The following is a 15,994-nucleotide window of genomic DNA, read 5'->3' as shown; positions in this document are numbered from 1 at the left end:
TGGTATCGAACATTAAAGAAAAGACTTCTAATTAGCGTTTTGACCGTCGGGAGCACTGTGGTCAGTGCTCCCGTTTTATCATTTAGTATCTCAGGTTCAGATATTAGAGCCACAATTGCAGCGGTTGTAATCCGAGATGCTTGGTGAAGCGAGAATGACTTGGTTTGTAGATATGGCAGCGATGTCAGATCGAGTGATTCTCAATCAAGAATCGGCAGCAAAATAGGCAAACCAAGGCATGAAGCCATTGCCCATAAAAAAAGAAAGGAAAAAAATCTTTACCACAGAGTTTAACTTGTCAGCGATATGTATCCATGCATACCCATGTATAAACCAACTGCACTGATCAAGACGCCCGATAAGTAAGGAGCTCGACGTGCAACATCATTCAAACCGCTCCATTTAGATGTCGCTTTTTGCACGCCCACTGCTGCCACAACGCCAACAGCAACCAGAGTCAAGGCTAAGCCAATACTGAATGACACAACTAAAGTCGCACCAAGAGTCATTGCCTTAAGCTGCAAACAGATAAGCAAAACCGTTACCGCAGCAGGGCATGGAATCAAACCGCCCGTTAATCCAAACAGCAGAATTTGCCCATTCGTCACGTCTCGATTCTCAAAGCGTTTTTGAATGTCTAAAGCGTGAGCGCGTTCGTGAGCATCTTGATATTCCTTATCTTCGCTTTCTAAATGAGAACCAGAACGGAAATGTACATCAAAGTCATGGGTATGATCATGGTGCCCGATGATCAAAGTGACAGAAAGTCCATTAGAGACTTCAATGCAAGACGCCGATTCCAAGTATCCATCACGCTCTATAAAGTGATAGATATCAGCAGGTTGATAACCATCACTCGATACCGAAACCTTGATACCTTCAGCAGTTAAAGGTTTACCGCTGAGTGTTCGCAATTGGAAACGGTGATGCTCCCCTTCCTGTGTAATCGAAAGCGAAACATGCCCATGTCCTGTATCCACAACTTGCGTCGTCCAGTCGCGAGCATGATCCTGAGCTTTGTTCCAAGCTCGCTCATCGCTCCATGTCCGCCAAAACATCCATACGCCGGTTGTCACGATAATGACCCCAGAGATAAGTTGCATCCATGGTTCAGCCGCTTCAGCGGTGAATTTCTGGCTAATATACATCCCGCCAACAGCGATTAACCATACAATTATAGTGTGAGAAAGTGTGGCAGCTAAACCCAGCATCACGGCTTGTTTGACCGTTCCTTTCACCGCGACAATGAACGCCGCCATCATCGTTTTAGAGTGCCCAGGTTCTAAACCATGCAAGGCGCCAAGCAAAATGGCACTGGGAATAAAGAACCACCCATTACCTTGTTGTAGTAACGCGACAAAATCCATTGTTGTTCTCTGTTGTTGATTCTAATTTATCGCAAACTATACTCCCCCCTAGTATTAAATACTACCCCCCAGTATAAATTGAGTGCTACATTATCAGTTAGAATAACTCGGCCCGTAACTTAAAGAAGATAAGACATGTCGCATACAACCAGAGATCAAAAGAAGCTCAACACTCGAGTCAGTAAAATACAGGGTCAGGTAAATGGACTTAAAAAAATGCTGGAAGAAGAGCATGAATGCCAAGATGTGTTGCAGCAGATTGCCGCTATTCGGGGAGCAGTAAATGGTTTGATGCGAGAAGTAATTAAAGGTCACTTACTTGAACACGTCGTACTTGAGGAAGACAAAACTCAACGTGAAAAAGATATGGAAGTCGTATTAAAAGTACTGGACTCTTATATAAAGTAACCCTACTTCGCTAGAGTAAAATCACTAGAGTTAAACTCGAATAGAACCTTTATAGGTAATCTCTTACTAAGCGGGAAATAACAATTCCATTTCATATTGATTAAGTTGAAAACGGAACCTATATCGGTTCAATTTAAATAGTTTATTTATAAGAACTAAAACGGCCCAAACATAGGGCCGTTCATATTATTAAAAAACTCTAAACTATCTGATAAAAATACATATTGTGATAGGTTTTTACTTTATGGAAGAGTACAAGTAAACCTTTATACCTCTTGTAATTCGACGTGCTTAGCGCTGTAAGATTTTGTAAATGCAACACACCCCAAAAGTACAGCAAGTGGTAACACAGGATCAAAGATTGAACCATGAGATCCGAAGAATAAGTTAAGAATCATGACTAATGAACCACCAATAGCCCAAGCAATTGTTGTTGGAATAGTCCAAATAATGAGTTGTTTCTTAACCTCAGTCACCCCCATTAATCGATTAACAATATGGAATAGCGAGTCATTAAAGTAGCCAGCAAATAGAGATCCCATCGTAGCTGCCGTCGCTGCGAATAAAAGGTTAACGTCAGGAATATTCACTAAAACTGGGGCAGATATAGAAGCAGCGGTTATCATGGAGACTGTACCAGAGCCCTGAATAATACGAACTAACGTCGCAATAATAAATGGAATCATAACCGCAGAAATAGGAAGCCCTGCAACTTGGTTGGCAATCTCTGCGCCCGCACCCGTTTCACGCAATACGGCACCTAACGCGCCACCAGCTCCTGTTACTAACAAAATGATGCCACAAGTGGAGATTCCTTGTTCCATCTTTTCATTCGCTTCTTCTTTGGTAAGGTTATTACCCAATGTGTAAACCGCTAGTAACGTCGCTATTGATAGTGCAATAGTAGGGCTGCCGATAAAAGCGATAAATTGACCAAATGTTGTTGCAGTCAGCCCTTCGAAACCGAAAGTCCCCTCTAATAAACCCATCACTGATTTCGCAAGTATAAGTAAAATTGGGATAATAATTGGAGCGATAGATTTACTTAAAGATGGTAGGTCTTTCGCTTCTTTACTTGCAATGTACTCTTTGTGATCATTAATCAGTTGCTCACTAGACTTCGAGAAATGTTCGGTTGGAATGAATTCAGGAAACTGCTTTTCTAACCATCTTGCATACCAAACAATACCCATGACACAAGGCGCTGCGATCATCAAACCAAAACCTAACATGCTGGCAAGATCGACACCAAAGATACCAGCAACGCCCAAAGGCCCTGGAGTCGGCGGAATAGCGTGATGCGCTACGACCAAGCCGCCCGCCAGAGCAACCGTAAGCGTTAAAATCGAGCGATTGGACGTTTTTGACAAAGACTTCGCTATTGGATAAAGAATGATAAGCGCGCTATCCACAAAGATTGGGATGCTAACAATATAGCCAGTTACAGCAAGAGCGGCCTCTTCTTTCTTTTTTCCTAACCACTTTATAAAATTATAGGCAATACTTTCTCCTGCTCCAGAAGCCTCTAAAATAGCCCCCATCATAACGCCGAGACCGATGACAATCCCTATACCGCCTAATGTTCCACCAAATCCTTTGCTAACGGTCGCAATCGTGTCGTCAACACTTAACCCACCAATAATACCTGCGATACATGCCGCAATTAACATCGCAATTAACACATGTACTTTTGTACGTAACACAAGAAAAACAAGGACTGATACGGCTACTATTAGTCCAATTACTGAGGTTGGTAACATTAGACAATCTCCATATTGTTAACAGAAATAAATTGTTGTAATACATCCTTGAAATTACTGTCTGCTTTAAATCCAAGCTCCAGTTCTTTAGTACAATCAATTTTTTGTGGCCAACTACTCACAATACGATCAATACCCGCATCATGCTCATAGGTAATATAATTAGAAAGTTGTTTACCCGTTAGAGTGTCCATTGTTTGAATCATCTCAGCTGGTGTAGTTTGAATACCAGGTAAATTAAGCGTTCTATAGGACAGATTATTTAACTGCTCATAAGGCATTAGCCCTGCATATTGAATATTGTCCACCACTCTAGACGGGCTCGATATCCAAAGTTTTAGCGTAGGGTCTACAGGACAATTTGATTCTTGAGCATTCAAAGGCTCACGAATAATTCCGCTTACGAAAGAGCTAGCGGCAAGGTTTGGTTTCCCAGGGCGAATACAAATAGTCGGTAAACGTACGGATACAGCTTTAACAAAGCCTTTACGGGCATAGTCGTTAACCAATAACTCACCTATGGCTTTTTGCGTCCCGTAGGATGACTGAGGATGAAGTGCTGTTATTGGTGTAATCGTTTCCGGAAGATCACCACCAAAGACAGCTAAAGATGAAGCAAACGTAAAACGAATATTAGGGTTTACTTTACGGCAACGCTCAAGCAATAACTGTGTGGTCGTCAGGTTTACAGCTACGCCTAAATCAAAATCTTGCTCAGCATGGCTCGATACAATTGCCGCTAAATGAAAAATGTGTGTCGTTTCGGCAGTAATAACTTGGTCTATATTTTCTCGCTTTGTCATATCCATGACTAAAGAAACGACTCGGTCATCAATGCCCTCTAAGCGCGACTTTTGAATGTCGACAATAGTAATACTTTCAGCTTTGTTTTCTTTTAGTAGTGATTTGGCAAGTAGGGTTCCGAGAAAACCCGCCCCTCCAGTTATGATAATATTCATAGTCACGACCCTTTGTTTTTGTAATTGGTTTCAAGTTATTTATGGATAGAAATTAAAATTGTTATAGGTATGGTTTAACCCAACTAAGGCCCAGCTGCGTGCTATGCCTTGGGTTGTATTCACAACCGATCCAGCCTTGGTAACCAGAGTCATCCAAAACATTGAATAGGTGTGGGTAATTCAGTTCGCCTTCCGATGGTTCGTGCCTTTCAGGCACAGAAGCAATTTGAATATGGCCTGTGTATGGCGCCACATCGCGAATCAACGTACTCAGATCACCGTCCATAATTTGTGCGTGATAGAGATCGAGCTGCAATTTCACGTTTGGACGAGCCACTTGTTTGATGAGTTCCACCGCTTCACGTTGATGTGCAACAAAGTAGTTCGGTACATCGCGATTGTTGAGTGGCTCAATCATCAGCTCAACACCTTGTTCGGCAAACTTATCCGCTGCATAACGAATGTTTGAGATAAAGGTTTCAATATGCTGATCACGAGTGAAGCGTGAATCAACAATGCCAGACATAGCGTGAACCTTTTTACAGTTCAGTGCCTTGGCGTACATCAGCGCAGTCTCGACGCTCGTTTTAAATTCATCCTCACGCCCCGGAATAGCTGCAAAACCTCGTTCACCTGCATCCCAATCACCTGGAGGCATGTTGAATAACGCTTGCTCAAAACCAAACTGCTGTATCTTGCTTGCTAGTTCTTGCGCTTCGAATGCGTATGGAAAAAGGTATTCCACCGCTTTGAAGCCCGCTTGGTGTGCTTTTTCGAAACGATCTAGAAAAGGAACTTCTGTGAATAACATTGTCAGATTTGCCGCGAATTTAGCCATTACTTACCTCTCCCTTTTAGGTCTTGAATCTCAGTATCCGTTAAGTAGCGGATGTTGCTATCTTTAAGAATGAACGCTAGCTTCGCTGTCTCTTCTAGCTCTTCTGCGTTATCCACTGCATCTTCAAAGTCCGTACCCGTGATCACTGGACCATGGTTCGCCAGGAGGAAAGCTCGGTAGTCACTAGCCCGCTGCGCAAGTTCTTCAGCAATCTGAGGGTCGCCCGGGCGCAGGTACGGAATCACTGGCAGTTCGCCAATGCGCATTACAAAGTAAGGTGTAAAAGCTTTGATGGCATTCTCGCGATCTAGACCTTCAAGACAAGAAAGCGCCGTCAAGTAAGTAGAATGCAGATGCACAATCGCATTACACTTTGAGTTATTTCGATAAATCGCCAGATGAAAAGCCACTTCTTTTGATGGCTTTTCACCAGAGATATGGTTGCCATCAATATCCACAACCGAAAGCTCTTCAGCAATCAAGCGGCCGAACGAAGAACCAGTTGGCGTTGCCAGAAAGTGTCCATTAGGCAGTTTTAGAGAAAGGTTGCCAGCGCCGCCAGTCGCATAGCCACGTTCAAACATAGAGCGCGCCATAGTGACCATTTGCTCTCGCAGTTGTTGTTCTGTCATCAATTCTTTATTCATCACAACCTCACCTATTCAAAAAACGACTGTGCTTTGGCAAAGAAGTGTTCATCGCCGAAGTTGCCCGATTTCAGAGCCAAAGAAAGCTCGCCTTCAAGTGACTTCACCCAAGGTACACCTGGTGCGATTTGAGGACCGATATGAAAACCTTTTACGGCTAGGCTTTGGGTTACAACCCCTGAGGTTTCCCCACCCGCAACGATGAAATTTTTCACACCGTGCTGCTGAAGTTTGATTGCAAGTTGGCTAAAGAATTGTTCAACCGCGTGGCTTGAAGCATGCGCGCCAAACTCTTGTTGAATCGCTTTTAACGCCGCTGCATCTGCGGTTGCGTAAACCAGTGGTGCGAACTCGCTTTCGATGTTGGTCATGACCCAATCAAACACTTGATTTGAGTAGTCTTCTTCCGTCAGACACGCCTTCACATCAATAGCAAAGTGTGGCGCTTTTTCTTTGTAAACAGCGACCTGTTGGTTGGTCATGACAGAACAAGATCCAGATAACACAACGGTTGGTGCTTTTTTAGGGTTCCCCTCTTGCTTCGCATCACTTTGATCTTCAAGGCTCTCTATCCAGTTCTTAGCAATACCCGCAGCCAAACCAGAACCACCAGTTACCAGTTTTAGAGACTTCGCCGCTTGGCCAAGTGTGACAAGATGCTCTGCATTGAATGCATCAACCACTGCGTAGCGGTTGCCTTGTACTTTTAGCTCTTCAAAGCGCTCAATTACCGCTTTTGGACCTTGTTCAATTATTTGGAAGTTCACCAGGCCAGATTTGCCTTGAGATTGAGCATCCATCATACGAACTAGGCTTGAATCAGTCATTGGTGTCACAGGGTGATTACGCATACCTGAGTCGCTTAGCAAGTCTTGGAATACAAATAGATGGCCGTTGAAAACTGTGCGACCATTCACTGGTAATGATGGGCAGACAATGGTGAACGCTTCACCTAGCTCTGCAAGCAGTGCATCCGTTACAGGACCAATGTTACCTTCTGCTGTGCTGTCAAACGTTGAGCAGTACTTGAAGTAAAACTGCTGACAGCCATTTGCTTGCAGCCACTTAAGCGCAGCTACTGAATCCTCGATTGCCTCATCTACAGGACAGGAACGAGATTTAAGACTGATCACGACCGCATCTGCGTTTACATCAATCTCTTCTTTTGGAATACCGTTAAGCTGAACTGAGCGCATGCCGTTTTCTACAAGAAAACCTGCGATGTCTGTTGCGCCAGTAAAGTCGTCTGCGATAACGCCTAATAACATCATTTTTTCTCCGTTTTACGTGCGCTTATTTCTGTTTGTTTTCTACACCTGGAAGCTCAATACCATCAAAAATCTTGATAACGGCACTGTCGTCCTCCTGGCCAAAACCAGCATTGCTTGCACTCAAAAACATGTTTAGTGCTGTGCTTGATAGAGGAAGTGGAAATTTGAGATCTTTTGCTGTGTCCGATACGAGGTTTAAATCTTTCACAAAGATGTCGACCATAGATTTAGGGGAGTAATCACCATCAACTACATGCTTCATGCGGTTCTCAAACATCCAAGAGTTACCCGCTGCATTCGTCACCACGTCGTACATCAGGTCAAGAGGAATGTTTGCTCGTGCCGCTAATGCCATTGCTTCAGCACCAGCTGCGATATGAACACCTGCTAGCAATTGGTGGATAATCTTCACAGTTGCGCCTAGGCCAATCGCTTCACCGATGTTGTAGACTTTAGCTGCCGTTGCGTTGAGTACTGGTTCAAGTGCATCAAATGTGCTTTGCGCTCCCGACGCCATAATAGTCATCTCACCTGATTCTGCTTTTGCAGCACCACCAGATACCGGTGCATCAAGCATCACAAGGTTGTGTTCTGCCAATTTCGCTTCAATTTGTTTTGCGTCTTCTGCTGAGATGGTTGCTGAAACCATTACTGGCGTATTCGGATTAAGCGCTTTAGCAAGACCGGTCTTGAACAAGACCGTGTTAACTTGAGCTGCGTTCACAACAAGAACTAGAACCGAATCAAGCTTATCTGCAAACTCAACTGCATTTGTAGAAACTGCTTTTGCACCAAATGAACCTAACTCTTCAAGCGCTTGAGAATTTAAATCGAAACCATAGACATCTAGGCCTGCACGCACACATGACTTTGCGGCGCCCATTCCCATAGAGCCTAAACCGATAACACCTACAGATTGAACTTCACTCATAAAAACAATGCCTTCTGGTCTATTAAACTTTGTTAATTCTTGTTTGGTTGATGTGATTATATGTGAAGATTAATACTAAGACCTCGCTTTGAATCACATTTTTTCACACAAATTAACAATGTCGTGATATATACCTCTTTATGGGCAGAGATATTCCGAGCAGTTAACACAAGCGAAGGCTGTTCTTACAACGTTGAGAACATAATTCACAGATATTCACAACAAATGAAAAGATTGGTAGGATACTGAAAAACAAGAATATAGAAGTGAAACTATGATCCCAGCAGAACGTCAAAGAACCATATTATCCCTGTTATCACATCAAGAAGTGTTAAGCATTTCAGATTTAACCGACCACCTTGGCGTATCACATATGACCATTCGTCGTGATATCGTGAAGCTTGAATCCTCAGGTAAAGTCGTTTCTGTTTCTGGTGGAGTGCAACTCGCTCAAGCTCTACATTCCGAACTTTCCCATGATGCGAAGGTCGAGCAACAAGCGGATGAAAAAATTCAAATTGGTAAGCTGGCGGCTACGTTAATTGGTCAAGACGCTACGATTTACTTGGATGCGGGAACAACCTCTCTAGAAATCGCCCATCAAATAGCAAATCGTAATGATCTTTTAGTGATCACCAATGACTTCTCTATTGCTGCTTTCCTTATGACGCACAGTGAATGTGAGCTTTACCACACTGGGGGAAAAATTGACCGCGAGAACCAATCCACCATTGGAGGAAAAGTCGCAGAGTTCTTGAATGGGCTAAATATTGATATCGCCTTTATTTCGACTTCATCTTGGAGCTTGAAAGGCTTATCAACACCTAATGAAAATAAAGTTCTCGTTAAAAAAGCAATCATCAAGGCGGCACAAACCAATTATCTGATCTCAGACTCAACTAAATACGGTCAGATAGCGAGCTTTCATGCATTAGACATCGAGCAATTGGACGGAATTATTACCGATCGAAACCTATCCGAAGTGGTCACTCAAGAATTAACGGATAAAGGATTACGTGTGTATAAAGAGTAACACTACCTAAATATCTGAGTTCGCGTAACTTTTATACTCGTTAATTTATAGGTGCTTCCAATATACATAGACCGTGCTGTGTACTTTCTGGCAGAAAACACATCCTTTTGTTTTCTAAATTACCAAATTACTGATTACATCTGGGATATGGAAGCTCACTTCGCTTTATCGCTGCTCGTCACTTGTCATCAAAAATCAAATTCACCGCAATTGCCATCAAAACTAAGCCTAAGATTGGCAGCAAGACACCCAATGGTGAGCGCTCTATGTAAGGCAAGTTTTCAGCAATCAATAAGCCCCACTCAGGTTCGGGCGGCTTAACGCCAAGTCCGATAAAACTCAGAGACGTCAGGCTAAGCGTAATGTAAGGCAAACGCAGAAACGCATGACGAATCAATGGCGGCAGCACATAAGGCAACAAGTAGTAACGGAGTACTCGCCACTGACTGGTTCCCCAAATGGGCGCAAGATGCGTATATGGCTGCGCTTTAGCTTCCATCAACAAGCTCGCACAGTGCGCCGCTAATGGTGCCCATGACACCATAACAATCGCAATCAAGGCACTGTTTGGGTTCATTCCCGTTAGACCTGCAATCAGCAGACCCGCCACAATGTATGGAACACCTTTGGTGATCTCAATTAAGCCTTGGCTATAACGAGTCACGAAGCCGAGCAGCAAACCAATCACCAAACTTAGGAACGTCGCGATGATGCCCATTTTGATTGTCGACATCATACCGCCGCCAACACGAGCAAGCAGATCTCGTCCAACCGCATCGGCACCAAACGGTGCTGCTAAGCTTGGCGATTCAAGGCGAGTAAATTGGATAGTGTAAGGATCGCGCATTAACGCCCATCCCGCACAACCAATCAGCAAGGCAAAGATTGTGGCACTGACGATACGTTTGGTAGTGCTTTGGGTAAAACGGAACGTACTGTGACTGCTGATCAGCTTGCCACTTGTGACACTGTGTCCGAGTAACCAGCGTTGCAATAAAATACTCGCACTGCTGATCAACATCGAGAACACCAGTAACACCAACAAGCCACCTTGCAGCATCGGCAGATCTTGTGACTTCGCTGCACCTAAGATTAGTCGTCCGATGCCCGGAATGGAAAACACTTGTTCCACAGCAACCGCGCCGCCGGTCAAACCAATCACCGTCATTGCGATTTGAGGAATCAAGTTACTAACGGCACGCCACAAGGCAAAGCTTAAGATTTGAAACTTACTGACGTTTGCCGATAGCCAAGTGATCACCCAAGGCTCATCTAATACTCGCTTGAGGCTGTCATTGAGCAAGCGCCCGAACAAACCAGCAGCAGGCAATGCCATTGCCAAACTGGGTAGCCAGAGGTTTTGCATGCCTTGCCAACCATAAGGTGGGAACCAACCCAACCAAATGGAAAATACCATGATCAGCAATGAAGCAATCACGTATTCCGGCAATGAGACCAACACCGAACTGAGCGTGTCATGATGTTTGTCTAAGCGATTCTGTTGCCAACGACGCACAGTGTAAAGCACACTCGCCATGCACATTACAAATGCCATACCTAGCGCTGTAAGCATCAGTAATAGCGACGTTTTTGCGGTTTGTTGAACGCTCTCCATCACGGATGCGCCGCTCACCCAAGAGACACCCAAGTCACCTTGCATGGCAAGCGTCAACCAATCCCACAGTCGCTCAGCAGCGCTGCGGTCAAGTTGAAGATCTTCTCGAATTGCTTGCAGAGCTTCTGCCGTCAGCAATTGTTGAGCACCCGCACGGGCACGGAGGATTGATTGGCTTGGGTCGATACCTGCAATATCCGGCATCAAACCCACCAGCACAACCACTACCCCGAGTGACAGGAAGCGCGACAAAAAACGCGTAAACCATTCAGGCATACATGCGCTCCAACGAGAGCGCATGTTGGCAACAGACGACATCGAGTTAGTTCACCTCAGTAAACTGGTCGATCAGGCGACGCTCACGTGGGTCACGTTGTGCATTCTTCACGCGATCACTCTCACCTTGGATTACACGCTCGTGAAGCAGTGGAATCACAGCGTATTGCTCAAGGATTTTGCTTTCTGCTTCGATGATCGCTTGTTGGCGTTTCTCACCCAAAGGTTGACGATCAGCGTGTTTCAATGCTGCGTCCACTTCTTCAGAGCAGAACTGACCTAGGTTGTAAGAACCTTTACAGCTAAAGTCACTTTGCATGTACGCCACTGGATCGCCAGAATCCAGCACCGTTGCACGTGACAACAAGAACGCATCGAACTTACCTGCTAGTGCATCGTTTTCGATTTGTGCGTATTCACGAACGTCTAGCTCAACCACAAAGCCAGCCGCTTCAAGTTGTTGCTTTAGCAGCACCGCTACTTCTGGCAACTCAGCACGGTCGGTAAATGTACCGATGGTGATCTTCTCACCGTTCGCGAGGCGCATTTCCATGGTTTCCATACGAGGGTTCGCATCACGAATTGGTTGAGCCCATGCCAATGCAGGACCTAACAAACCTTTTGCTGAATCGGCGTGGTTCTCGTAAACCGTTTTGATGATTTGCTCACGGTTAACCGCTTGAGCCGCTGCTTTACGCAAACCGAACTGGCTAAACACATCTGATTTGTTGTTTAGGTAAAGCGTGTTGGTACGTGGCATTGCGACTTCGTGCAGCTGTGAAGATTCCATCATCGCGATTTGCGAAACAGGAACGGCTTCAACGACATCCGCCTCACCGGTACGTAGTGCTGCAGCACGAGCAAAACCGTTTGGTACGTATTCAGCAAAGATACTGTCTACTTTTGCTTTTTCGCCCCAGTAACCGTCAAAACGCTTCAATTTAGCGCTGGTTGTACCGTTGATTTCTGTCAGAACGAATGGACCCGTACCCGCATTGATTGGCACAACACGACCGTTTTCTTGATATGCAGCACCCGAAAGGATCGCTAACTGTGGGCTAGATAGACGGCTTGGCAACAATGGATCGTTAAAGGTCGTTTTGATTTCAACAGTGAAGTCGTCCAATGCGCGAACTTGCCATTCGATACCATCCAAAATGCGTGGCTTTGGTGCGGCATCTAATGCTTTTTGTAGAGAGTTCACAACCGCGTTGGCATCAAGGTCAGAACCATCGTGGAATTTCACGCCCTTACGTACCGTAAATTGCCACGTCATCGGGTCAACTTGTTCCCACTCTGTTGCCAGCATAGGCTCTGCTACCGACTGATCGTTTAGGTTTACCAACGTTTCTGCCGTGCTCCAACGTGATAGTTTGAACGCGTCATCTGAAAGTGGTGACAAACCTGTGCGTGGTGGTTGCATCATGGCAACGCGAATTTCCGTTGCTTGCGGTGCAGCTGCTTTTTCCGCTTCTGGCTTGCTTTCGCCAGAGTCAAAACAACCCGTCAGCAGTGCGCTTAAAGCCAGCGACAAAGCTAACTTGGGAGTACTAAGGTGCATAAGAAACCTCTCCAATGGTTTTTGTGAATTCATTACTTTTGTGTTGAGCGCTCATCAAGGCTCTCGTGATCAAGTGTGATGGGTTATTTGTCACGTTCTGTGCTGTGCCGTGCTCGACAACGCGTCCTTTGTCTAACACTAGGATTTCATCGCATAGGGTTTGTGCCGCATCGAGGTCATGTGTCACCAAAATCAGGCGCATCTGACGGCTCTTTTGAATGCCTGCCAACAAGTCGAGAATCTGTTTACGACTGACGGGATCTAGGCTGCTGGTTGGCTCATCGGCAACCAACACACAAGGCTCAACAATTAAAGCTCTGGCGATAGCCACACGTTGCGCTTGCCCAACCGATAACTGCTGAGGGTTACGATCCAACAATGCGAGATCCAAACCGACATCCGCTAAGACCTTCTCCACCTTCTCGTTAAGCTCTTGCGTTAAGCCAATATTGCTTAACGGCTCCAGTAAGATCTGGCGAACGGTGTAGTACGGATTCAAGCTAGACTGCGGCTCTTGCGGAATCAATTGAATGTGCTGACACAACTCTTGTCGCTGCTTAGCCGAGCTACGCGATAGCGGATAGCCACACACATACACTTCACCAGATGTGGGTTTACGAAGACCGAACAGAAGCTCAATCAAAGTCGATTTACCCGCGCCAGAAGGACCAACAATCGCAATGTTCTTTGTGTCGATGTCAAGATCCAATTGTTCGAGCGCTTTAAACGGTTTGCCCCCTAACCAACTTGGTTTGGAGTAATAGTGAACACTGGCTTGCTCAAAGCGAACTTCCGCCGATTTAGGCTGCGTGTGCCCGCTCAAGTTGTGCTTAGTCAAAATAGGCTCCAGAGATGAGGTTAAGGCAGCAGTTGCGCAAGTTGTTGGCAGAAAGGATGCGAACTTTGCTGAATGGCTTGCCATGGTGCGCCATAAGCCACCATGGTGTTGTCCGCAATCACCAAAACTTTGTCACACGCCAAAGCCGCAGATAGATCGTGCGTGATCAACAAACCACTGATGTTGCGTTGCTGAACACTGCTGCGGAACAACTCAAGGATCTCCGCTTCGGTGATTGGATCGAGCGCACTGGTGGGCTCATCCGCGATGATCAAGTTGGCACTACCAAGCAACGCGATCGCAATACAAATACGCTGGCGCTGACCACCAGATAGCTGGCTTGGATGCTGCGCCAATGCTGCTTTTGGATCTGCAAATCCGAGTTGAGACAACAAGGTCGTCACCGTTTCTCGGTTTGCTGAAGACAAGCGTGTTTTGTTGCCCGTCAATGCCAAACACAGTTGTTGCTCGACAGACGCCAATGGATTCAGCGCTTTAAGTGCATCTTGGAAAATGACCGCGGGACGCTGGGATTGACTCCGTTGCAGCATGGCAGTTTGTGCGACTTCACTGCTGTTAAGCTGGATACTTCCGTCTACCCAAATATCTGACGGCAAAAAACCTGCGACGGCTTTCGACAACATGGATTTACCAATGCCGGAAGGTCCCATAATGGCAAGAACTTCACCTTGAAACAGCTCAAAAGAAATGTCTTTGAAGAGTGTGCGTTCTGAGTCTGTAAGGCTGAGATTATTAACGGAGAGTATTGGTTGAGAAATCACGGCATCAAACTAAATGTAATAATATAACATCACAAATAATATCATGCGGGTTAAAGCAAGGAAACCAGTCGGAAAGGTTATTTCATCACCTTTTTCAGATTTATCAGCAAGGGCAGATGGCTCCACCCTTGTTATAAGAACATCTAAATTAGGTCGTTTGTGACAGTGTGAATTAAAGACACTTTTGTTTAACTTGACCGAGGTATGGGAACAAGAAGACAAAACGCCCAACGTAGAACAAAGTGAATGCCAGCCACAAACCGTGATTGCCCCAATATTGCACCGCAATAAATTGGGTCACTAAGAACAACACCATGGTTAGAAAGGTAGAGTTACGCACTGGTCGCGTCGTCCCTGTACCGGTAAAGATGCCGTAAAACGTAAGACCAAAACCAGCAACCAACGGGAATGCCAATAACCAAGGGCTCATGTCTAGATACAGCTCAACAAGGTTTGGCAAAGTGGTAAATAACGACACCACTTGATGTTTGAACAGCACCAGCAGCAAGGTCAAGACAACAACGAACGCCGCGGTCCATTGCGTGTTTAGCTTAATCACGTTATCAAGCAATGTCGGATTCTTCTGCCCTACGGCTTTACCTGCGAAGACGCTCGACGCATTCGCCACACCATCGAACATGTAGCTGACGATGAAGGTCACTTGCATCAAGATTGCGTTCGCAGCGAGCACATCAGAGCCTAGCTGAGAGCCCACACGCGCCATCATGTTGAAGAACACCAATAGACATACTGTACGAAGCAGCAGATCCATATTGGAAGACGCAATGACTTTGAGATCTTTACGCGTCATTTTCGCTGTTTGAATGTAATCAAACAGTGGGAAGCGGCAGGTTTTCAACACCAGCACCGCACCAATAACAAACGTCGAGATTTGCGCGATAAGTGTCGCTACCGCAACGCCAGCAATCCCCATATCGAAGTACAACACAAAGACGATATCCAGCACGATGTTCAGCACGTTACCAAACACTTGCGTGAACAAGGTTTCTTTGGCTTTCGCCTGCCCCATCAACCAACCAATCACGGTGTAGTTCAGCAATACAAACGGTGCACCAAAGATCATGATATCGAAGTAAATCTTCGCGTTTTCTGCCACGACTGCATCAGGGGAGATAATCAGCGCTGCCCCCATCCAAATCACGGACTGCAACGCAATGAAAATCAAGCCAAGGCAGAGCGAAAGCACGAAAGGACGGAATAAGCTGCTCGCTTGATCCTCTGGGCTATTTTTACCTAATGCTATTGCACTTTGCCCGGTAGTACTGACGCGGAAGAAGCCAAACAGCCAATACAAGGTATTCATGATGACGGTGCCTATCGCTACACCACCAATCATCTCAGCCACACCGAGTTTACCGATCACCGCGGTGTCCACCGCCCCCAATAATGGTTGGGTAACAGTAGAAACGATGAAAGGAAATGCGATTTTAAAATAGTCTTTATGAGTCAGGGACATCTTAAATTATGAACAGGATTAATTTTTATAAGGTCGCTATCATATGCGAATGGCGCCCGAACATGAACCAAAGTTCGCCAGCAAGGAATAGCATTGATAATTGATACAACCGGCAAACGTATCCTCATATCAAAGCTTGAAATAGAATAACGACTTATGAGAAAAGCCAAGTTAACTGCATATAAATGAGTTTCTAGTTTGGAAAGATTGGCGTTTGGTGGAGCATGGCAG

Annotated in this window: 14 protein-coding genes; 2 read left to right on the top strand and 12 right to left on the bottom strand. The window is 45.4% G+C overall.

Annotated elements, in window-relative coordinates:
* Positions 1-290: 290 nt before the first annotated feature.
* Positions 291-1,367: a nickel/cobalt efflux protein RcnA gene (locus tag R7Z49_RS08955; protein WP_171344147.1), complete on the bottom strand. Its 1,077-nt coding sequence runs from the start codon at positions 1,365-1,367 to the stop codon at positions 291-293.
* 135 nt (positions 1,368-1,502) lie between these two features.
* On the opposite strand from R7Z49_RS08955, the gene rcnR reads away from it, so the two are divergent.
* Complete coding sequence (gene rcnR / locus R7Z49_RS08950) at positions 1,503-1,775, top strand: Ni(II)/Co(II)-binding transcriptional repressor RcnR (RefSeq protein WP_005375370.1); 273 nt, start codon at positions 1,503-1,505, stop codon at positions 1,773-1,775.
* 266 nt (positions 1,776-2,041) lie between these two features.
* Here rcnR and R7Z49_RS08945 read toward each other — a convergent pair whose 3' ends face one another.
* From R7Z49_RS08945 to ltnD, 6 genes are all read right to left on the bottom strand, one after another.
* On the bottom strand, positions 2,042-3,535 hold the full coding sequence (locus R7Z49_RS08945; protein ID WP_005375369.1) for a GntP family permease: 1,494 nt from the start codon (positions 3,533-3,535) through the stop codon (positions 2,042-2,044).
* Positions 3,535-4,494, bottom strand: coding sequence for a D-erythronate dehydrogenase (denD, locus tag R7Z49_RS08940; RefSeq protein WP_064369125.1), 960 nt, complete (start codon positions 4,492-4,494; stop codon positions 3,535-3,537). The genes R7Z49_RS08945 and denD overlap by 1 nt, the downstream gene beginning before the upstream one ends.
* 61 nt (positions 4,495-4,555) lie before the next feature.
* Positions 4,556-5,332, bottom strand: a complete 777-nt coding sequence (gene otnI / locus R7Z49_RS08935) for a 2-oxo-tetronate isomerase (RefSeq protein WP_047101720.1) — start codon at positions 5,330-5,332, stop codon at positions 4,556-4,558.
* Complete coding sequence (locus tag R7Z49_RS08930; protein ID WP_005385078.1) at positions 5,332-5,979, bottom strand: aldolase; 648 nt, start codon at positions 5,977-5,979, stop codon at positions 5,332-5,334. Before R7Z49_RS08930 ends, otnI begins: the two co-directional genes overlap by 1 nt.
* 11 nt (positions 5,980-5,990) lie before the next feature.
* Positions 5,991-7,247 carry a 3-oxo-tetronate kinase gene (otnK, locus tag R7Z49_RS08925; protein WP_262665757.1) on the bottom strand — a complete coding sequence of 419 codons (1,257 nt, stop codon included), beginning with the start codon at positions 7,245-7,247 and terminating at the stop codon, positions 5,991-5,993.
* Positions 7,248-7,272: 25 nt separating this feature from the next.
* Positions 7,273-8,181, bottom strand: coding sequence for an L-threonate dehydrogenase (gene ltnD / locus R7Z49_RS08920; protein ID WP_047101722.1), 909 nt, complete (start codon positions 8,179-8,181; stop codon positions 7,273-7,275).
* 274 nt (positions 8,182-8,455) lie between these two features.
* Between ltnD and R7Z49_RS08915 the strand changes: the two genes are divergently transcribed.
* On the top strand, positions 8,456-9,214 hold the full coding sequence (locus R7Z49_RS08915) for a DeoR/GlpR family DNA-binding transcription regulator (protein ID WP_005375354.1): 759 nt from the start codon (positions 8,456-8,458) through the stop codon (positions 9,212-9,214).
* Between the two features lie 178 nt (positions 9,215-9,392).
* On the opposite strand, the gene R7Z49_RS08910 is transcribed toward R7Z49_RS08915, so the two are convergent.
* The 5 genes from R7Z49_RS08910 to R7Z49_RS08890 all read right to left on the bottom strand — a co-directional run bounded on the left by R7Z49_RS08910 (position 9,393) and on the right by R7Z49_RS08890 (position 15,763).
* Entirely contained in the window at positions 9,393-11,147 is a 1,755-nt protein-coding gene (locus R7Z49_RS08910; protein ID WP_395228970.1) for an ABC transporter permease subunit, read from the bottom strand.
* A 4-nt stretch (positions 11,148-11,151) separates the two neighbouring features.
* Positions 11,152-12,666 (bottom strand): ABC transporter substrate-binding protein, encoded by a 1,515-nt coding sequence (locus R7Z49_RS08905; protein WP_151515389.1) that lies wholly within the window; start codon positions 12,664-12,666, stop codon positions 11,152-11,154.
* Complete coding sequence (locus R7Z49_RS08900) at positions 12,656-13,504, bottom strand: ABC transporter ATP-binding protein (protein WP_262638771.1); 849 nt, start codon at positions 13,502-13,504, stop codon at positions 12,656-12,658. The genes R7Z49_RS08905 and R7Z49_RS08900 overlap by 11 nt, the downstream gene beginning before the upstream one ends.
* 20 nt (positions 13,505-13,524) lie before the next feature.
* On the bottom strand, positions 13,525-14,286 hold the full coding sequence (locus tag R7Z49_RS08895; RefSeq protein WP_079401269.1) for an ATP-binding cassette domain-containing protein: 762 nt from the start codon (positions 14,284-14,286) through the stop codon (positions 13,525-13,527).
* A gap of 172 nt (positions 14,287-14,458) precedes the next feature.
* Entirely contained in the window at positions 14,459-15,763 is a 1,305-nt protein-coding gene (locus tag R7Z49_RS08890; protein WP_318111564.1) for an MATE family efflux transporter, read from the bottom strand.
* Positions 15,764-15,994: the final 231 nt, after the last annotated feature.

This window comes from Vibrio sp. 1562 (assembly GCF_033340155.1).
Lineage (GTDB): Bacteria > Pseudomonadota > Gammaproteobacteria > Enterobacterales > Vibrionaceae > Vibrio > Vibrio alginolyticus.
Note: the sequence above shows the minus strand (reverse complement) of the source record. Positions and strands in the feature narration are given on the sequence as shown.